We start from the raw sequence: 20,446 nt of genomic DNA on the forward strand, positions 1-20,446 counted from the left end.
AAAATGATATCAGGCAAAAACTATATCGGTTCAAAAGTATCGGCGAATGGCGAGAGAACATTCCATACCTTCAATCCAAAAAGCAACCAAATTACGGCTTGGACTTTTTATGAAGCCTCCTCGACAGAAATTGACGAAGCAGTGGATTTGGCGGAGCAGGCATTTCAGGAGTACAAGCAACTTTCCGGTGTCAAAAAAGCAGGTTTTCTAAGGGCCATAGCCGAAGAAATTGAGAATTTGGGCGATGAGTTGATTGAGACCTATACGCAGGAATCTGGGCTTCCTGAAGGTCGTGCCTTGGGAGAACGAGGCCGTACCATGGGACAACTCAATGCATTTGCCACATTGCTGGAAGAAGGTTCCTGGACCGATGCGACCATAGATACCGCAATTCCCGAACGCACACCTATACCTAAAGAAGACATACGAAAGATGTTGGTCCCGATTGGCCCCATAGTAGTTTTTGGTTCCAGTAATTTTCCTTTCGCCTTTTCCACTGCCGGCGGTGATACGGCAAGTGCCCTGGCGGCGGGGTGCCCTGTTATTGTAAAGAGCCATCCCATGCATGCGGGAACCGGTGAACTTGTCGCGTCGGCCATTATAAAGGCCGCAGAAAGAACAGGAATGCCCGATGGGGTTTTTTCAAACTTGAACAGCAGTGGGATCGAAGTCGGAGAAAGATTGGTTACCCACCCAAAAGTAAAGGGCGTAGGTTTTACCGGAAGTATCCGTGGAGGAACGGCACTTTATAATTTGGGTACACAACGGGAGGAACCCATACCTGTTTTCGCAGAAATGGGGAGTGTGAACCCAGTTGTTGTGCTTCCCTCTGCCTTGGAAGACAAAAAGGATCATTGGGCCTCCCAATATGCCAACTCCATTACTTTAGGGTCTGGCCAATTCTGTACCAATCCCGGCTTATTGATCGGGCTTAAAGGAAAGGCTTTGGACAATTTTGTTTCCACATTGGGTGAACAACTGTCGCTTTTGGACCCATCGAGTATGTTGCATCCCAACATACATGAAAACTATGAAAAGGGACGAAAGGAAATCTCTAGTCACGAAAAAGTATCCGTTGTGGCGGAATTTGGGAAAGAATTGCCTCCAAATTATGGCAGGCAGCAATTACTTACGGTGAGCGGAAAGGATTTTTTGGAGAACCCCGTAATGCACCAAGAGGTTTTTGGACCGTTGTCCCTTGTTGTCCAATGTACCGATGAGGAGGAGCTCACCAATATCCTTCATAGTTTGGAAGGTCAACTTACCGGAACCATATTGGGTGATGAACCGGAGATAAAAAAATATGAAAAGATAGTAGATGCCTTAAAAAGTAAGGTGGGTCGAATCATTTTCAACAGTGTTCCGACTGGTGTCGAGGTATGTCCGTCCATGTTTCACGGTGGCCCCTTCCCTGCGACCACCGACAGTAGGTTCTCTTCGGTGGGGACATCAGCCATAATTCGATGGGTACGCCCTGTCTGTTTCCAAAATTGGCCACAATCCATGCTACCAGCCGAATTACAAAACGACAATCCGTTGGGTATCATGAGAAAAGTAAACGGTACATTCACCTCAAATCCTATCTGACCAGAAAAAAAGGAGGCATAGCTTAACTCAAGAAGCTTAATGGCACTTGTAGCAGCGGAACTATCGGTTACCATTTCGATTGAAAAATTAGGTGCAATGGTGCCTTCCGAAGCTCGCTATAGTACAGAAAAAGTGCTTCGTATTATGGGAATAAGGAATAAATAAATCATTCAAATACCAATGAACGAGCAATTTCATATGCAAAAGGTATTATTAGATTCCTACTATGAAAATTCGGTATCCAATGGGATGCATATTTTTGCAGTCCTTACCAAATCAAAATCTTTCCTTTTTGGTCATGTACAGTAAGTAGCTTACCAATGTTATGCTGACAAAATAGACGCATGCCAGCAGGTGAATATTTATGGTCGGTATCACCGCTTTGTTCACCACCCCTCCCTGCAGGTAGGTGAACATACAATAGGTATATGGGATAATGTAGCCATATTTCCAACTGAGGGACGCTAGGGCTCCGACCCAAAGGATGAAACCTGTACCCACAGGAACAAGAAAATGTCTGTACTTCAAACTTAACAAGTACTGAAATGCCACAATGGGCAAACAGTCAACAAAGTATTTTAGGTCCTGTTCCAAAAAATATTGAAATGGTATAGGCGCCTCCGGATAGGGTACCCCACCTATGACCCAATAGGGAATAAGGGCCGACAAATAAATGCCGATGTTGAACAGCACAAAGAAACCCAGCATGATGACAAGAACCAAAAACAGTTTGGAAAAGAAAATGGTCGTAAGGTTCAATGGAAGGGTATGCAACTGCTTCCATGTATTGTTCCTATACTCGATCTGGGTTATTAAACTGGTGGTCAGGATTGCACCCAGTGGCAATAAAAACAACGCCATCGACTCCCAGGAATTTTGCCAAAGCAACTTCCAAAAATCATCCGAAGCGTAAATTGAAGGTAGCGTCCTATATTGGATTATTCTTGCGACCGTCACGATTGCCGGTGTAAAAAATCCCCCGATGATCACTATCCACAAGGCAAGACTTCTCTTGGTCTTCAGCCATTCGCTTTGAAAACTATGAATGAAAGAAATGGTCATATTCAGTTTTTGATAAAATCCATAAAAATTGCCTCCAGATCATTCCTGACGGCCTTGATCTCGTAAACTTCAAGACCGTTTGCCACCAATTGTCGGTTGATTCTGGCAACCGTATCTTTGGAAATGGCGGGCAAAACAATCCTTCCTTCCTCCATGCAAGGTATCAGGTCGTTATCCGCAATGATGCGGGTTGCTTTTTCATTGTCATCGGTTTCAAGGATAACGGACAATAATTGTTGCTGTTTCTCCCTTAGTTCACCCAAAGTCCCTTCGAACATTAGTTTTCCCTTGTTGATGATACCGATGTGGGTCACCAGTCTTTCCATCTCTGCCAACAGATGGCTTGATATGATAATGGTAATTCCTTTTTCCTTATTAAGCTTAAGCAGCAATTCACGGATCTCTATCATCCCATTGGGATCCAAACCGTTTGTAGGCTCGTCCAAAATGAGCAACGAGGGATCATGGAGCAGTGCAATGGCTATGCTCAATCGTTGCTTCATGCCCAAGGAGAATTGCCCGGCCTTCTTCTTGCCCGTATGGGCCAAGCCCACCAAATTCAAAACTTCCTGAATGTTTGTTTTTGGGCATTGGTATACCTTTTGAAGCAGGTTCAAATTTTCATGCGCTGTAAGATGTCCGTATAGTGAAGGACTTTCTATAAGGGAGCCTACGCGTTTTAGGATATCGATACGGTTCTTTTCCAACGGTTTCCCGAAAAGGGTAATGGTTCCCTGCTGCTTTTTCAGCAACCCCAATATCAGTTTCAATGTAGTGGTCTTACCCGCCCCATTGGGCCCTAAAAACCCATAGATACTGCCTTCTGGCACTTCAAGGTTGATATTGTCAAGTACCATGTCGTTGGCTGCAAAGTGATGGACAAGATTGGTGATCTGAAGGCTGTACATAGTGAATGGCTTATGCTTAGATAAGGATGACGATGACTGGTACTTTTTTGTTACAACCTACAAAAGGCCTGAAAGACTTTGGGTTTGACTTTTACACTATCCGTCTACATAGTCATTTTGAAATTCCTTGCACACAATTATATTTCACATCATGGTTCGTATCGCATTTGACCCTAATTGTCACCTTACTTTCGTCCATTCCAAGCTTTGGTATCTATATCAATGTATCAGATAGGTGTTATTCGGAAAATTGAAAAAAAGAATCTCCTATTGGATTTGCCATGCTATTTCTTCATTGATTCGGGATTGAAGATTGGCAGTATATTTAATCCCATCACCCAAGCAGGATTGCTATTAAATGACGAAAATTTTGGATTTCATACAAGACTTTCCAAGTAAATTTTTTATCAAATAAAAAATCGTTCATGACCGATTATTTTCAAAGGTACGGGTGATGTCGTATCGCGAAAGGTTTCGCTGCGCCGGAACCATGGAGTTGAATGCATAAAATAATTTGACAAATCAGTGAAATCATTAGCCGATTCAAACTCTTTAAACCCACAACCAATGACGATACGTTGTTTAATTGCACTGTGGTCCTGCCCCACTATATTGTTCAGATACTTACATTGAAGAACTTTTATCCCTTTCATGGAACAACTCGGTTTGTTCCATATTTTATGCCAGAGGTATAAACACCGCTCTTGTCTATATTTATTACCTTGGGTTTGCCTTTGTTCACTATCTCCTTATTGAGAAATTTCTGGGCCGATCCCTTCATTCCCCTCTTGATCAACAACAAATCAACGGTATTCTCCTACTTATCAACGGCCCATATAGATACCGATCCATACCTGCTGGCTTGATATAGGTTTCCTCCATTCACCAACTATTACAGACAGCTCGTTTTCTTTTATACATATTACTTTCCACCTTTCTTGAAAACTTGAAAACCCATCGTTGTATAGTGGAATGATATACTTTTACTCCTCTTATTGTTATTGATTCTTCCACATCACGATAGCTCAAAGTAAAACGTAACTTAAAATAAACTGCTTGTATAAACACAATTCTGGGATAACGATGATGCTTATACATCATATATCTTGTTGGTAACCGCTAAAATTGATTCTATTATAATTTGCCTATTTAATGCGACAGAACCAATTTGTCCACTTTTCTGTAAATCAATTCATTGGCCTTTGAATTTGATGTTTCTCAAAAAGTGGCGCACCCCGTAAAAATTACTGCCATAAAATGACCTAGGTCATTGTGCCCATTCAAATGAGATCTTACTTTTAGTCCTTTATTTCAATTTAAATACGAGTATTATGAAAAGATTAGTATTGGTGGCTATCGCCGTGCTGGGAACAGTCACGCTGATGGCACAGGACAGGGATAGGGACAGGGTCCAAGATCCCGATCAAGATCGAGACCGTTTCATGTTGGTCGATGGGGATGTGCTTCAAATCCGCGACCGTGATCAAATCCTTTTACAGGATCCCATTACGCTCAATGATGGAACAGTTGTCAATCCAAATGGTTCCTATGTGACCAGAGATCGTGAGAGACTTCGATTGAAAGACGGGGAATGTTTGGACAATGATGGTATCAAATACCGCAATGAGTACCAATATCGGTATAAGACCATGCAGGATGACAAAGGTCTCACCAATGCACAGATCCAACAGCGGAACCAGAACAGGTTCCAAGTAATGCTCATTGATGGCGAGCTTTACCAAATAAGGACCCAATCCCAAGAACGATTGCAACAACGTATGGAACTGGCCAACGGCGGGAGTATCGATCCAAATGGCATCTATATGAACCAAGGCCGTCAGCAAATGCGACTTCAAAATGGGGAATGCCTGAACTTGGCCGGTGAAAAATTCATGAATGCCTATCAACATCGAAAAATGATGTTCCCAAAGAACATGAAGGCTAAAAAAGGGATGAAGGTCAACCCGATCCAGAAGAAAAAAGGAGTGGACCGCTAATGGTCTTAACCTAGCCGTAATGGATTTCTCCATCATACAATTTGAGCACCATGGAAAAAATACTTTACGTTCTCCTGCTATCACTGATTTCTGTAGGTTTTGAACTCCACGCCCAGAAAACCGCGAAGGAAAGTTCAACCACGGAAGAGTCCTATTTTTTGGTGGACTTGAGCTACATGAACGATGCTATCTTCATGGGTAGGCGGGATTCCATTGCGGCCCCTTATATACTGCCTTCTTTCGGATACTATGACCGATCTGGAATATTCTTGGACGTATCGGCTTCCTATCTTACCCGTTCAGACGAACAACGGGTGGACCTGTTCCTTGCCACGGCCGGGTATCTGTTCGATTCCCAAAAATGGAGCGGTGGGGTTTCGGGAACCGCCTATTTTTACAACAAGGATAGCTATAATGTACAATCTGAAGTGGTTGCTGACATCACGGGGGTCCTGAGCTATGATCTTAAGGCCGTGGAAGTATCCGCCTATGTGAGTAGCTATTTCAACAACAACAGTTCCCCGGATATTTTCTTGGGGGTGTTGATGGATCATACGTTCTATGGGTTCGACAATTCACTGTTGATAATGCCCAGGGTCTCATTGTTTGTGGGCTCCCAATATTTTTACCAGGAATATTACAGTACCAGCCGTTTGGGAAATCGCAAGGGCCAGGGCAAAGGTTCCGGAGGTATGGGTTCCATGGAAAGCACCACGGTCAAAATTGCGGAGGCGTCGGAATTCAAGGTGTTGAACCTAGAATTGGGCATCCCGCTACAGTACCGCCACAAACATTTTATTTTTTCCTTCACACCGGTATGGGCGTTTCCCCAGAGCAACGCCACCTTGAGCACTGAAGATGGGGTTTTTGAGGAGGAGTTGGACAATGTGTTCTATTGGTCCGCGGGAATCGGGTATTGGTTCGGTGCCAGGGGCAAAAACCAAAACTAAGGTCGTAAAAAAGAACAACGCCACCATTTCGTCTATGGATTACCCTCATAGGCCTTTTTTTCTCCGCGTACCCCCAGCAAGAGCTCACAGCACGGGAGGTCGTCAATAGGGCTGGCTGATGACAACATGCGCGGAAACATCTCACAAGTGGAGATTACCATCCAAATTGTGCAGCCCTTCCTGGAACGAGATCATAGAGGTACGGGCGTGGACAAAGGGGATGATTACACCATGATCCTTGTCGATGCCCCTGCCAAAGTGCAAAAAAAACGGTCCTAGTATACCGCTCGAAACGGAAAAAAGCGAGCATAGCAAAATCACAAATAAGTGACTGATTCAGATTCAATTATAGCTAAAATTAAGTAGTTCAATTTATCCGTTTTTAGTGGTTCTCATTATCCGTCCCATACACTTAAACATCATATCTCTATTTTGAACAACAAGGAAATATTCAATGGGGGTTACTTTCCATGTGATGGTCCAGGTTTTGGATATAGATTAATCAACTAATGAATGCAAACCTCTAATATGAAACATCTGCTTTTCCAATTTCTCCAATTCAGGATGACCGAATCACTCATATAATTGTAAGTCATTGTAAATCAAAAACAAGAACTGAAATTCCAGAACCTGCACATCTTATTGCACATTAGGATAAAAATGAGAATAAGAACATATCCATTTCATTTAAATCTACATTCCAATGGTGCATATAGTTTGGTTGCCATAAAAATGGCGTTCCATACGTTGTTAGAAAAATCGGTGGGCAACAATATTTTTTTCATAATGTTCTTTTTTGATGGATTGGGTGCCTCCATGATCTAAAAAAAGGAATCCATCCCCTTCTGATTGAGGGTATTTCCGGTCCTCTGCTTTAGATACATCAATGTTAATGGAAGCTTAGGATTTTTACTATGATCTGGGTCATTCTAAAAACGGCCAATGGATGGTTGCCCAAAAGTCCAATAATGATTTTGCTCATATTCCATTTCGGTATTTTATTGGTAATTTGAACATTATCCCATGCCAAGTACAATGAAATACTTATCGCTGTTTGCCATCCTCTCTTCCCTCCTATTCTCATGTGCCGAAAAAAAGGAGAAAATATATCCGGAGAAGTTGCCAATGACCGAATCGGTATATGCTTCCGCTACGGTCCAACCCGATAGCATGTACCAGGTCTATTCTGTGGCCATGGGCATTTTGGACAAGATTTGGGTGGAAGAAGGCGATAAAGTGTCCAAGGGAGATCGCATTCTCCAGATCATTAACACCTCACCTGAGCTGAACAAAGAAAATGCCAGATTGGCATTGCAACTGGCACAAGAGAACTATTCAGGCACTCCGGGGGTCCTGAGCAGTATAGCCGACGAAATCCAAGCTGCCGAGCTTCAACAGAAAAATGATTCCATCAATTATTTCCGTCAACAAAAACTCTGGGACCAGAACATTGGTTCAAAATTGGAATACGACAATAAAAAACTGGCTTATGAACTTTCCCAAAACCGACTGGGATTGCTCAAAAAGAAATATGGACAGACAAAAAATGAACTGGAGACCCATCTCAGACAAGCCAAGAACAATTATAAAACCTCGCTCACAACGTCCAATGACTTCACCATAACCAGCAAAATAGATGGCAAGGTATATGCTCTGTACAAAAATCCCGGCGAAATTGTGAACACTCTGGAGCCCGTGGCCGCAGTGGGCAGAAGCGATAAATTTGTTGTGGAATTATTGGTCGATGAGGTGGATATCGTCAAACTCAATATTGGACAAAAAGTATTCATCACACTTGATTCCTATGGTTCAAAAGTTTTTGAAGGGACTTTGGACAAAATCTATCCCAGAAAAGACGAACATTCCCAAACCTTCAAAGTTAAGGCCTTGTTCAATGAGCCCCCGAAAACCTTGTATCCCGGCCTGTCAGGAGAAGGCAACATCATCATTGCCGAAAAAAAGGAGACCCTGACCATCCCCAAGACATACCTGGTAGATGAATCAACGGTAATCACGGACAAGGGAGAAACAAAGGTTTCCATAGGCCTACAGAATATGGTACTAGTGGAGATCTTGGACGGCATCAACGAAAACACGGCTATATACAAACCTGAACCATGATCAATTGGAGCGTAATACTGGGCATTGCCAAGACCCATCTTCTCACCAAGATGAAATCCACCGTTACTGCTACGCTGGGGGTCACTTTTGGAATTGGGGCCTATATTACACTCGTCAGTTTCATGACAGGGCTTAATGCTATGCTGGACGATCTGGTACTCAACCAAACTCCTCACATCCATATGTACAACGAAATAGGGCCGTCTCCCACCCAGCCCGTAGCTTTGTACGATGATTTCAAGGATGCCCTGAACATTGTTCACTCCATAAAACCAAAACAAAGCCAGAAAAAGATACACAACGCCCTTCCCATTCTAAATTACCTTAAAAAACAGCCCAATGTTAAGGGTGCCACCCCACAACTCAGGGCACAAATCTTTTATCTGTCCGGTTCCATTGAACTGGGCGGCAATTTGGTTGGAGTCGATATCATGGAGGAAGTCCATTTGTCCAATGTACGTGACAATATTGTGGAAGGTTCCCCAGAAGCCTTGAAGAACAATGATAATGGCATTCTTTTGGGGGCAGGATTGGCTGATAAAATGTCCTTGTCCGTTGGGGACAGGGTTCAGGTGAGCACTGTGAACGGTAATATTTTCCCCTTGAAAATAGTGGGCATCTATCAAAGTGGCATAGCAGAAATTGACAATGTACAAAGCTTTGTCAACCTGAAGACCGTCCAGCGCATTTTAGGGGAGGCGGAGAATTATGTCACGGATATCAATGTCAAGCTATTGGATATTGCAGAGGCTCCATCCATGGCACAAAGCCTGGAAAAACAGTTCAACATCAAGGCCCTGGACATCAACGAGGCCAATGCACAGTTTGAAACGGGATCGAACATCAGAAACCTTATTACCTATGCGGTTTCCATTACACTGCTCATTGTTGCCGGTTTTGGCATTTACAATATACTGAACATGCTGATCTACGAGAAAATGAAGGACATTGCCATACTCAAAGCAACCGGTTTTTCAGGAACGGATGTGCAACTTATTTTTATGAGCCAGGCCATGATCATAGGGTTCGTTGGTGGTTTATTGGGGTTGTTGATCGGGTTTGCGCTTTCAAAAATAATTGACCAGACCCCTTTTGAGACCGAGGCCCTGCCGACCATCACCACCTATCCCGTAAACTATGACCCGACCTATTATGCCATCGGTATCACCTTTGCGCTCATATCAACCTTTATTGCGGGCTATTTGCCTTCCAATAGGGCCAAAAAGATTGATCCGGTAAAAATTATCAGAGGAACTTAATCCAGCCTATGAACCTTGTCCTTGAAACCAAAAATATCAACAAGCACTTCCACAAACCTAAGGATTTTCATGTACTGAAAAATGTTTCCTTCAAGGTCAAGAAAAGTGAGTTTGTTTCCATAATGGGCAAATCTGGGTCTGGAAAATCCACCTTGTTGTACGTTCTCTCCACTATGGACACCGATTATACCGGGGAATTGTACTTGGGTGAAGAATTGATTACAGGAAAGACCCATCGTGAACTCTCACAAATCCGCAACGAAAACATTGGTTTTGTATTCCAGTTCCACTATTTGTTGTCCGAATTCAGTGTTCTGGAGAATGTAATGCTCCCAGCCAAAAAGCTCGGCAAAAAATCACACCTTGAAATTGAACGCGATGCCCACCAAAAACTTGAGATGCTACATATAGACCATTTGGCCCATCAAAGGGCCTCCCGGATTTCAGGAGGTGAAAAGCAACGGGTGGCCATAGCCAGGGCACTGATCAACAACCCAACGATCTTGATGGGCGATGAGCCCACCGGAAACTTGGACAGCCATAATTCCGAAAACGTATTCAATATCTTTAAAAACCTTAAGGAAGAACAGGGCCTATCGCTGCTGGTGGTGACCCATGACGAAGATTTTGCCAAACGCACCGATCGCATTGTTCAACTGGAAGACGGAAGAATAATAAATCAATGAAACATGGGTCTGTTCAAGCTGAGCATAGGGGACCTGTATCCGGGGCATCATTTTTTTAACAAAGTCTGGATGGGCAAAGAGATGGAACAATGCCTTTTTCATTACACTCCAACATAACCAAAGTATCCATTTCCCCACGTTCCGCATACAGCACCAAGGCATCAAAAACGCTATCGGAATGGATCGATTCAAATCCCAATTTATCATGGTGGACTTTTTGGTCCAACCTTTTTTATCCCCCATCCCATGAACAACAAGGGAATATGCGAATCATAGGGATTCCAGGAGGAATGATCAGTTCCCTGTAAGGGCACCTTTCTTTGATAGTACTAGGCGGGTTCCACAATTATTTGAATACTGCCACTTCGCTTATGATAATACCCATTGATGATGCGCTGCCCTAAGATCTTCGGAACAGAAGCCTCATTGACACCCTTCAATTTGCGGAGAAAATGTGTTGTTTCACGGACAATATCCGTTCTATTCAACTCCTTTTTTTCAATCAATGGTTCGTTGAAATGGACTTGGTAGTACAACAAACTACTGACGAGCCCCTGAACACCGAATGTAGTGGACAAATGCTGGTTCAATGTTTCCAGGGCCCTTTGGATATCCCAGCCTCCAGCACTTAGCTTATGGTCCTTTAAAAAGTTGACGTTGTGCGCAGCGCCATGATCAGCACTTAGAAATACGGTATAATCCCCTTCCCCACCTTATTGTCCAAATAATGGAACAAATCGGCCAATTGACCATCCAACCGCAGGTAGGTATCTTCCGCTTCAACCGAATTCGGGCCAAACCGGTGCCCTACCCAATCCGTTGATGAAAAACTCAGCATATCCGTTATAGCGTCTTTCCCCAGTTCCTCCTTGTCAATGACCAACTTGGCCATGGAAAGGGTCAGCTCATTTCCCAAATAGGTATTCAGTAAGGGTTCAGCCCCCTCGTTGTCCAATAAGGCTTGGGCATCCAATGGAAAGGTTGCCGATGTCAATCCCGCCAATGCGCCTTCATAGGGAACAGCATCCGCCGTGCTCTGAACATAAGTATCCATAGGGTATAAGGTTTTCCATCCCCCTTTGGCCAATAGTTCCAGTCGCTCTTGGTTGTTTTCAGCCTCCAACCAGTCCGGTAAGCTTTGGCTGTACCAACTGGAGGTTACCCATTTCCTGGCATCAACATCATACCAATACGCAGCATTGGCAGAGCGCCCTGCAGAAAGTATGGCCGACCTATCCTTTAAGGCAATACCGATGACCTTGGCCCTATAGTTGGTCGCCAGTCGAAGTTCGTCCCCAAGGGTCGTGGTCAACAATCGATGTGGAGACATCTGGGCTGCCTCCGATAAACTGCCTATGGGATCGACATTTCCATCCTCAACGCAATACACTTCCTCTCGGGTTTCTTCGTCGATAAAATGGTTGCCTGCAATGCCATGGATCGACGGTACGGATTCCGTAAAAATAGAAGTGTGACCAATACCCGTTACCGTAGGCACATAATTGATATAAATATTCTCCGCACTGAACCCTTGGTTCAACATCCGTTTGAAACCCTCTTCTTCATACCTGTCATAATACCGATAGAGGTAATCCCAGCGCATTTGATCAACCACAATCCCCACAACTAGTTTTGGGCGTTCCAGACGTGAATTTGTTCTTTGCCCGATGCTTGTTGAACAAATGAAAAGGGTCAATAAGAGCCAACCTAAACTTTTTGCTTTTATCATTTCCTACTTCTTTTTTGCTCTTCCAAAACCTCAAATAACAATTCAGGCTCGTTGGTGGTGATAAAATCTACACCATCAGACAATTGCTTTTTCATTTCATCACGATCATCCACTGTATAGGAACCGACCAATAGTCCAGCTTTCTGGGCTTCATAGACGGAATATTCTCCCGAGGCAAAACGTTTGTACCCCAAATCAACTCCTAAAAAACCAAGTTCCTTGAGGGTCCTGTGTTCTTCATCCTTTCCCAGATAACGGGCCTTGATGGCTGAGCTGTAATAAGCTTGTCCTCAAGCAACAACTGTTTATGGGTATCCATGATCTCACCATAGACCTATCCAAATAGCTGTTCAACAAACGGGCCTTGTGGGTAAGTCCATGGAGTCTGCCTTTATTTTTATCCCATTCATTCACCGAAACATAACGTTTCAAACTTATCTCGGCACGTTTTCCATTGACGGTGATACGGGCATAAATGGTCAATTTTTCAGGGTTGTTGGAAATGTCTCTAGTGAAGATTAGAACCTTTAAAGTGTTGGAATTGCGCATAATACATAATTTTTGGGTTTGACAAAACTGGTTTGTAAAACACCCATGAACAGCGTCAAACTGAAGCTAAATTATGCACAAGAAACGTACCGAACCATTCACCGAACTCTACACCTTTTATATGGTTTTATTTGATATCAGATGAATTCATAAAAAACAAAAAGCACTGTCAATCAGTCTATTAACAGTGCTTTAATACCACCTATTTAGTGGTTCGTCGGGGTGGCAGACTTAGCCAACCACTTATAATAGATTGTTAATCATTTATTTACATGAAGTTCTTCGATTTTGCACACCTAATTGCACAACAAAACCATTCAGAGAACTTATTGAATAAAATTTGAACTTATTTGATATTATAAAGATACTAAAATAAGAGGATGCCAAATTCTATTAGACCCCTAAGTAATTATTTACCCTTCTAAATATTTTTTATATTTCATGTGTCAACTATGGCTTATTAGATGATTTCAAATGTAATATTTGAATGCAAGTGGTGGGGCTTTAATTTCTGTGCTAGCTGTTAATATTTCTCCGATTTTATCAGCAAACCGTAGTGTAACTGGTTCTCCATCTGCATAAATGCAAGCATTATAATTTAATTTTGTAAGAGCTAAAATGTCTTTCAACACCTGTCTGATATCTGCCTCCCCCTTATTTATATCAATAAAAATTGGGTTAGGAACTTCCATAGATAAGGCAGTTTGAATTTTTGGAACGTGACCAACAGTCCATAAAAATGCGCTTCTTTCATTTACAATGAAAGCATTTCCACGTAGTATGGTATAATCACCCTTCGATTTGTACAATTTAAGTGGTTTTGTTTTTGTTATTGTTACACCTACAAGGTTTGTTTCATTTGGTGTGACTTCTTGGAATGCTCTCCATTCTTGAGTATTAAACCTTGTCTTTGCGTGAATAAAAACCTCTTTTGGGTAATCTCCATTTTGTTCTTTATAGGAATCCAGTGCTTGGGTTAAAAGTGCTTTTGCCTCTTTAGGTTTTAAATGAAATTCTCCTTTTTCAGGATTGTACCAAGGTCCAACTTCCCCTTTAAAAACTGTGCCGTCTCCATTGTCTAAAAACATTTGAGCTGCACAACAGGCATTTCTTGGGTTTTTACTTTTTTCAACCTTTTTATAAACCAACCCTAAATAGCAAACTCCATTTCTTACATCTGATAATTTCCAAGGTTTTCCACCAGCTTTATAAAAAGCAGCTGTTGAAATTGTCCAAGCTAAATGCCCTTCAATTTTTGAAAAATCTCGAAGGGGAACTCCAAAACCATTTTTAAAGTCTTTCCATGCTAAAGTGCTTTCTCTTAAAATTTGAGTAGGTATTGTATGTTCTAGCAACCTTGCTTTTAATTGATCATGAAATTGAGCATCATAATTATATGTATCGGCTTCTTTTTCTTTAGCCTTTTCCTCGTTGTTAATATCTTCAAACAAAGTTGGTTCATACCTGAAAGTTTTTGCTTTCGATTTTTTAATAAGAGACTTTATTTGAACCATATTTTTAGGCATTACTGAATTTGGGCGACAGTACTTGTATATTTCATCAGGTACAACCACAAACCAAACATCTACCCGTTCATCTTCATTTTTATTTGCTGAAATTATTTTATTGATGAAAAGAGAAACTAAGTCGTAAGTTCGTTTATGAGTACTCTCATTGTATAGGTGCTTTCCAATTTCTTCATTTGTAACTTCCTTGAAAACAATGCTTTTTGCTTCCCATTTACAACCGAATACGGCTTCAAATCCAGGAAACATTGGCCTTGTAATGTTATTGGCATTATAAATGGGTTTTTGGATTTGGTTTAAATAGTTTTCAAAAATACTCTTCCCTTCTTTTGTTGCTACTACACCGCTTTTAATTCCATAGAGATTGTTTAAGGGACCAAACAAAGAAAGTCCATCTCTCGCATCCGTGCATTTTTGTCCATGGGCAAAAAGAATGTTTGGTTCTTCAATGTATTCTAACTCTTTCATTCCAATTCGGTGTTTTCTTCATAACCATCTTCATCGAAGTTCTCAAATTCGTTGAAATTTTCTAAATCAGCTTCTTCTTGCATAGTTCCATTTTCTGGAATAATGTAACTGAACTTTCCCTTAAATTGTAGGGGTTGATTTGAAATGAGAATCTTTTCCTCGCTTCCAACCTCTAAATAAAAAGTATCATTACCTTCCGACAAATAATTTGCAAAAGATAATAGTTTACTTCTCCAAGTATCGTTCCACCAATTTTTACCTTGTCTCCTTCTTGATGAATGTTGAATGCTCTTGGATTCGATAAGGCTTTTGCCGTCTTTAGTAAAAAAAATATGAGAAGAAACCATAAGAACCGGGAAAGGATATAGTTTGGTCGCTCCAGATATTCCAAAATGCCAATTCTTTTCTTTTTGTTTTCCTACCATTAAAGTACCATTGATTTTATCCTTTTCAAGTTTTCCTTTTTCAAACCAAAATGCAAGTTTGTTAGACATTTCGTACTCCCGGAGTCCTTTATTTTGCAACATTTGTAGTTCAAATGCTTTATTTGTTAATTGAACAATTAACCTCTGACATTCAAAATTTCTAATAAAATCGGTATCATAGTTTCCGAACAAAACATCTTGTGTTGGTATTCTTATGGAATCACTCCCGCTGTATGCCGCCGTTTTAGGCAATTGTTCCATAAAGTCATATTCCCAAGCAAACGTACATAAGTAGTTTTTGAAGCGAATGGCGGGAAAGGGTAAATCTCTAACATCAAACCTTTTAGGCAATCGCCAATCAAAATTATGAAACCTTAATTCATTTGGAAATGAAGTGATGGAAAACCAATTCGAATCATAAACTTCTTCTTTTTCAATAACTCCTTTGTCGAAAAGAAATATTTGTTGATAGAGTTTATTACTTCTAGTAGGATCAGGTGAATACTTGGGAATACTCTGTTTTTCCAAAGTCTCTAATAAATCTCTTAATCCATTTGCCCAAGATTTTTTAAAGTCAATTGCATTAAGCCTGACAATATCAATATTTATATCGTCATAAGATAGATTTTCGTCAATAGCTAAGGGAATAATAAATGTTTTATCCCTCAACTGTTTTTTTACTTTGGCTGCCACAGCCAATTCTTTCAAAACCCCTTCACGTTGATTTGAATATGAAGAAGAAACTATTAAAAATTTACACGTATTTTCTCTGATTTCCTTTTCAATGTTACTCCAAAAATCAGCTCCTTTGTCTAAAAACAAAATGTCACACCAAACTTCATATCCTAAGCCAATAAGTTTTAACGCCAACCATTTTGTAAAATCGTTGTCATCAGGTGTAGCATGACTTATGAATATTTTGTTTCTCATTATTTATTTTTCATTTCCACTCTACTGCGAATGGTTTCGGTTAAAAGGGAATACAGTTGAGGAAGAATATCGGTTTCGAAACCGTAGGCTTTTAAAACTTCTTCATCAAATGCAATTCTATCTTTTTGTTTATATTCCTCTTCAAAATCTTTTATTTCTCGTTCACAAAGAGATTTGAAAGCAGATAAAATATCCTTAACTTGTTTTTTGCTAAGAACTTCTGGATTTAAGACCTTTAGTTTTTTAAAATAGTCTGCATTTAAATCTAATGCTCCTTCATTTCGTGATGAGCCTCTAACCTCAATAATTAATTTTGAAACAATTGAGTTTAGTAATGCTCCAATCAACATTACATCATAGCCTTCTTTAACATTGATAACTGCTAATCTTTGATTTACTGTAAACTTGTCTTTCGAGTAACTAAAAAACAATCTTCTGTATGGATTGATTGCAGTAACAATATTTGCTTCATTAGGTGGGATTGAATACCAGAATGGTTTATGATTGTCATTGAAGCCTTTTTCTTTTATTGTTAAAGTGTTATTAGTGTTTGTTTCATTTTCAAATTTTTTAATCCATTTGTAAGCCTTAGGATATTTCCTTTTTAATTCATCTTCTGTTTTGTTACAAGTGAATAAATATGATTTAAAAGATGAGTTTTGTATTTCAAGATGACTAATCTGTTTTGGACTTTTTAGATATGGTGTTAGAAACTCTTTCTCTACTGGCGGGTCACTGTCTTTGGGAATTATATACATTTTATCCCAGCCAGTTCTAATCCCACGAGGTGCATCAATTATCTCTGGATAAAGATTTTTAGTATGGTTTTCAAATTGAGTGAATAAATTTGGGGATATAAAATATTCATCCCAATTACTTTCTGATTTGAGCGATTCTAATAATTCTGTTTTATCAACAATGCTCACAGTATTTGTGCCGTCTGTCTTCTGAAATACGTTTTTAAATTGAGCATCCTCTTTCCAGTTGCTATTATGCAAATAATCACAATTGTCAACTTCCGTATAAAAATCTTCAAATTTTTGCAAAGACTTGTCTTTAAATAATACTTCCAACTTTTCGTTTACGGTAATGAATTTGGTCGGTTCTTTGCTCGTTCTTTTTTCAAGCGTAATAAAAATTGTACTGACTTTTGAATCTTTGAACCAATGTTCTGCATTGCTCTTTACAATGTATTTTATATGGAAGTTGTCCAACAAAAATTTCTTGAACTGCAAACCGTAATTCTTTCCCAACCATGCATTGGAGGTAATTGCGGACAAAACTCCATTGTCTTTTAAGAACTTAAATGAGTTATAAAAGCAATAAATGTAATAATCGCTTTTCCCGTTGATCTCAAATTTGTTACCGTTTAAAAATGCAGATTGTGTTTTTGCAAATTCATTTTCAAACTGTGCATTCAAAATTTCATTTGGAATATCCTCTTGCTGAATGAAAGGGAAATTCGAAACAACAGCATCAAATTTCGGAATTGGAATTTGGTTGATTTTGTCAATATCCTTGTTGTCAGGAATTGCTATCGTTTGTTTTGGAACAAGCGTGAAAAAGTCCTTTCGTATTACTCTTGGAAAATTTGCCGTATCGTCAACCCGTTGTTTGTATAAGTTGATGACCGAAAGCGTTGCAGGAAAATGCGAAATATCATTGCCCCAAATTTGATTTAAAACTTGTTGATGATTTTTGTTTCCAAAAAACTGTAATATTTGATAGAACGAACTTAAAAATGTTCCTGTTCCCGATGTTGGGTCAATTACAATATCATTTCGGCCTTTAATTGCTGAAAATGTAACAAGATTTGCCAATGTCTCGGAAGTGAAGTATTGCCCAAATTTCTGTTTTTCTTCCTGTGGCACTAAGTTTTCCAAAATATGTCCAATCACTTCATTCGGCAATACTTTGAAATCAAATTCATTAAAAACAGAAACAAGTTGATAAAGTAATTCGTCAATCGTTTCGTTGAACGGGATTTTATCTGTAAAATCACTTTCAAAAACGGCTTGGTAATCTATTTTCTTTGCTTGGTCAAAAAAGTCGTTAAGTTGCTTTTGAACTTTTTTGCTATCCTTTAACTCCAATTTAGATACTTTGCCTGACAAGTTTTCTGAAAGTGTGAGATAGAAAAGGATTTTACCAATAAATTTATAGTATGTGAACTTTGCCAAAACTTCTTCGGGTTCAACTTTTTCAACTCTTCTTGATGAAGTTGACAGAATTTTAAGCGTAGCACTTTCAACAATTTTCCATTGATTAAATTCTTTTCTGAATGAACTGTCATCTCCTTTAAGTTCATTGATTTCATTTTGGAATTGCGGAACAAAATGTTGAGAAGTTTGCAAAACGGCTTCAACAATGTTGGACGAAATATTTATTGCCTTTTTCAGCTTTCCATCTTGGTAGAGTTGACCTAAATCGTGAAGTATTTCAATTAACCGATTTTGAAGTTTTGATTCGTGCTTTATGTAATTATTCCTGTCTGCTAAATCATTTCTATTCATGATACCCTTTTCTTTAGGGTAAACTTTCAATTTTTCCAATCCAGAAATAGAATAATCATCATCTTTGATTTTCCATATAATGGCTTCTGCACCGTTCCAAGTAACAAAAGAATCTGATTTCAACCGTTCAGCCTTTTCCAGAGCATTTTCCAACATTTCAGTGTCATCTGCTTCGGTATCGGGAAATTTCAACTCCCAACCATTGAAAACAATACCCGAAACCTTGTCTATAAACAAGAGAACATCTGGAAATTTTGTTCTTCCTGATGCGACTTTTAATCCTTCGTCATTAGTTGCGTCTTGAAATAGAGTAGTGCCGTTATTAATAGCTTGTTTTATCCAACTAATAATTTGTCCCGACCAAGCTCTTTCGTTATATGTAACTTTCGCCATTAAGAATTGGAGTTTTATAATTTAACGTATGATACTTTACAATAGGCTCACTGAATAATCGCAAGGTCGATTCTTTAATCTCTTTTTGTTTTAGCGTTTCTTCTATCCTGTTGGTGCAGATTTGGATATAATCAACTTCTTTAACTTTATGAAGTAAGACATCTTCGTTTTTTTCAATACCAATAAAATTTCTGTTTTCAAGAATGGCTGAAAGAAGAAAGCTACCGCTTCCACAGGCGTTGTCGAGAACAACATCTCCTGGTTTTGTGAAAGTCCTTATCAAATATCTTCCTAATTCTATTGGTTTTTGAGTTGGATGGTAAACCGTTCCTTCCGATTCAGCAGTTTTTACATATACAAAATCATCAATTGGTTGTTCTTCGTAAAACACGATGTCATTTGGATAGCGCTTTCCATTACTTTTTACATGACGTGGTTTAAAATCCCCGTAACTTCCTGTATATTGATCTTTTCGAACTCCTTTATCATACGCTTCACCATTTGTCATTTGCGGATTATAGGTAGGCTGTTTTTTATAAAAAACACATATATCTTCATGTTTTCTTAATGGCTGTTTTTTTGCATTTAAGAAATTGGTTGCCTTTGATTTAATCCAAACAATTTTATACTTAAAATCCTTTTCGTTACTTAAAATAAGTTTCGCTGTAAAAATACCTTGTGAGGTAAGAACAATTGCTCCGTTATCCTTTATTATCCGATAATACTCTTTCCACAATTTTTTGAGATCAATCACTGAATCCCATTTGTTTTGTGTAGTTCCATAGGGCAAATCGCATAGAATCATATCAATACTTTTGCTTGGTATTTTCTTCATTTCCAGAAGACAATCACCTTGAATTACTTTATTAAGATATTTACTTATATTTTTTGGCATATTATTAAAGTTTGAGACTTTCTTGTTTGGCATTGATTTGACGCAGATATTTCACTTTTTTTTCCGCAATAAAAAGAGCATCTGTTGAACAACTACTTGCATATATTTTCTTTGCAAATAAGTCACTGAAATACTCGGTTTTGAGTTCTTCCAAGTCAAGGCTGAATACAGTTGCTAATTGTGTTAACCTTTTTTCATCAAAATCCCTTTTGCCGTTTTCGATTTTGCTCAAATTTGCAGAATCCAAACCCAATTTTGCACCTAACTGTGTTAAAGTATATCCATTTTTTGTGCGTAACTGTCTAATGTACTCCCCAAAATATTGTTTCATAAGACTTGTTTTTTTAAACTTGTCAAGTTTTGACAAATCTAAAAAATATTATTTTGGGTTATTAAAATTTTAGAATCTTTATTTAAGAACCTCCAAATCTTACCCCAACTTTTGCGC

The 20,446-nt window shown here is 39.5% G+C and carries 20 protein-coding genes; 8 read left to right on the forward strand and 12 right to left on the reverse strand.

The features are described from left to right. Positions 1-3 precede the first annotated feature (3 nt). The gene (locus tag D2V93_RS07640; protein WP_119619029.1) at positions 4-1,587 is read left to right on the forward strand and encodes an aldehyde dehydrogenase (NADP(+)); all 1,584 of its coding nucleotides are present in this window, start codon (positions 4-6) and stop codon (positions 1,585-1,587) included. Between the two features lie 276 nt (positions 1,588-1,863). On the opposite strand, the gene D2V93_RS07645 is transcribed toward D2V93_RS07640, so the two are convergent. From D2V93_RS07645 to D2V93_RS07655, 3 genes are all read right to left on the reverse strand, one after another. Beyond that, complete coding sequence (locus D2V93_RS07645; protein WP_119619030.1) at positions 1,864-2,649, reverse strand: ABC transporter permease; 786 nt, start codon at positions 2,647-2,649, stop codon at positions 1,864-1,866. Between the two features lie 2 nt (positions 2,650-2,651). After that, a complete protein-coding gene (locus tag D2V93_RS07650) occupies positions 2,652-3,557 on the reverse strand; it encodes an ATP-binding cassette domain-containing protein (protein ID WP_119619031.1) in 906 nt (301 codons plus the stop codon). Between the two features lie 407 nt (positions 3,558-3,964). Continuing rightward, entirely contained in the window at positions 3,965-4,210 is a 246-nt protein-coding gene (locus D2V93_RS07655; RefSeq protein WP_119619032.1) for a hypothetical protein, read from the reverse strand. Positions 4,211-4,888: 678 nt separating this feature from the next. Between D2V93_RS07655 and D2V93_RS07660 the strand changes: the two genes are divergently transcribed. The 7 genes from D2V93_RS07660 (at position 4,889) to D2V93_RS18640 (ending at position 10,878) form a co-directional block, all read left to right on the forward strand. Beyond that, on the forward strand, positions 4,889-5,554 hold the full coding sequence (locus tag D2V93_RS07660; RefSeq protein ID WP_119619033.1) for a DUF6799 domain-containing protein: 666 nt from the start codon (positions 4,889-4,891) through the stop codon (positions 5,552-5,554). Between the two features lie 50 nt (positions 5,555-5,604). Beyond that, positions 5,605-6,504, forward strand: a complete 900-nt coding sequence (locus D2V93_RS07665; protein WP_119619034.1) for a hypothetical protein — start codon at positions 5,605-5,607, stop codon at positions 6,502-6,504. A 126-nt stretch (positions 6,505-6,630) separates the two neighbouring features. Then, positions 6,631-6,783 carry a hypothetical protein gene (locus tag D2V93_RS18635; RefSeq protein ID WP_182849965.1) on the forward strand — a complete coding sequence of 51 codons (153 nt, stop codon included), beginning with the start codon at positions 6,631-6,633 and terminating at the stop codon, positions 6,781-6,783. Between the two features lie 756 nt (positions 6,784-7,539). Beyond that, entirely contained in the window at positions 7,540-8,625 is a 1,086-nt protein-coding gene (locus tag D2V93_RS07670) for an efflux RND transporter periplasmic adaptor subunit (protein WP_119619035.1), read from the forward strand. Beyond that, complete coding sequence (locus D2V93_RS07675; protein ID WP_072879785.1) at positions 8,622-9,884, forward strand: ABC transporter permease; 1,263 nt, start codon at positions 8,622-8,624, stop codon at positions 9,882-9,884. The genes D2V93_RS07670 and D2V93_RS07675 overlap by 4 nt, the downstream gene beginning before the upstream one ends. An 8-nt stretch (positions 9,885-9,892) precedes the next feature. Further along, positions 9,893-10,570, forward strand: coding sequence for an ABC transporter ATP-binding protein (locus tag D2V93_RS07680; RefSeq protein WP_119619036.1), 678 nt, complete (start codon positions 9,893-9,895; stop codon positions 10,568-10,570). Between the two features lie 89 nt (positions 10,571-10,659). Next, the gene (locus tag D2V93_RS18640; protein WP_119619037.1) at positions 10,660-10,878 is read left to right on the forward strand and encodes a hypothetical protein; all 219 of its coding nucleotides are present in this window, start codon (positions 10,660-10,662) and stop codon (positions 10,876-10,878) included. 21 nt (positions 10,879-10,899) lie between these two features. On the opposite strand, the gene D2V93_RS07690 is transcribed toward D2V93_RS18640, so the two are convergent. From D2V93_RS07690 to D2V93_RS07725, 9 genes are all read right to left on the reverse strand, one after another. Next, positions 10,900-11,160, reverse strand: coding sequence for a hypothetical protein (locus D2V93_RS07690; RefSeq protein ID WP_147377385.1), 261 nt, complete (start codon positions 11,158-11,160; stop codon positions 10,900-10,902). Positions 11,161-11,252: 92 nt separating this feature from the next. Then, positions 11,253-12,299: an alkaline phosphatase family protein gene (locus D2V93_RS07695; protein WP_119619039.1), complete on the reverse strand. Its 1,047-nt coding sequence runs from the start codon at positions 12,297-12,299 to the stop codon at positions 11,253-11,255. After that, complete coding sequence (locus tag D2V93_RS18825) at positions 12,296-12,493, reverse strand: glycerophosphodiester phosphodiesterase family protein (protein WP_245978139.1); 198 nt, start codon at positions 12,491-12,493, stop codon at positions 12,296-12,298. Before D2V93_RS18825 ends, D2V93_RS07695 begins: the two co-directional genes overlap by 4 nt. 43 nt (positions 12,494-12,536) lie before the next feature. Further along, entirely contained in the window at positions 12,537-12,848 is a 312-nt protein-coding gene (locus tag D2V93_RS18830; RefSeq protein ID WP_245978141.1) for an Arm DNA-binding domain-containing protein, read from the reverse strand. A 470-nt stretch (positions 12,849-13,318) separates the two neighbouring features. Then, the gene (locus D2V93_RS07705) at positions 13,319-14,842 is read right to left on the reverse strand and encodes an argonaute/piwi family protein (RefSeq protein WP_119619040.1); all 1,524 of its coding nucleotides are present in this window, start codon (positions 14,840-14,842) and stop codon (positions 13,319-13,321) included. Further along, a complete protein-coding gene (locus tag D2V93_RS07710; protein WP_119619041.1) occupies positions 14,839-16,197 on the reverse strand; it encodes a toll/interleukin-1 receptor domain-containing protein in 1,359 nt (452 codons plus the stop codon). The genes D2V93_RS07705 and D2V93_RS07710 overlap by 4 nt, the downstream gene beginning before the upstream one ends. Then, complete coding sequence (locus D2V93_RS07715) at positions 16,197-19,103, reverse strand: HsdM family class I SAM-dependent methyltransferase (protein WP_119619042.1); 2,907 nt, start codon at positions 19,101-19,103, stop codon at positions 16,197-16,199. The genes D2V93_RS07710 and D2V93_RS07715 overlap by 1 nt, the downstream gene beginning before the upstream one ends. After that, complete coding sequence (locus tag D2V93_RS07720) at positions 19,084-19,998, reverse strand: DNA-methyltransferase (protein WP_119619078.1); 915 nt, start codon at positions 19,996-19,998, stop codon at positions 19,084-19,086. The genes D2V93_RS07715 and D2V93_RS07720 overlap by 20 nt, the downstream gene beginning before the upstream one ends. Before the next feature lie 4 nt (positions 19,999-20,002). Next, positions 20,003-20,329, reverse strand: a complete 327-nt coding sequence (locus tag D2V93_RS07725; RefSeq protein WP_119619043.1) for a helix-turn-helix domain-containing protein — start codon at positions 20,327-20,329, stop codon at positions 20,003-20,005. Positions 20,330-20,446: the final 117 nt, after the last annotated feature.

Origin of the sequence: Flagellimonas taeanensis (assembly GCF_003584105.1) — a bacterium.
In the GTDB taxonomy this organism is placed as follows: Bacteria; Bacteroidota; Bacteroidia; order Flavobacteriales; family Flavobacteriaceae; genus Flagellimonas; species Flagellimonas taeanensis.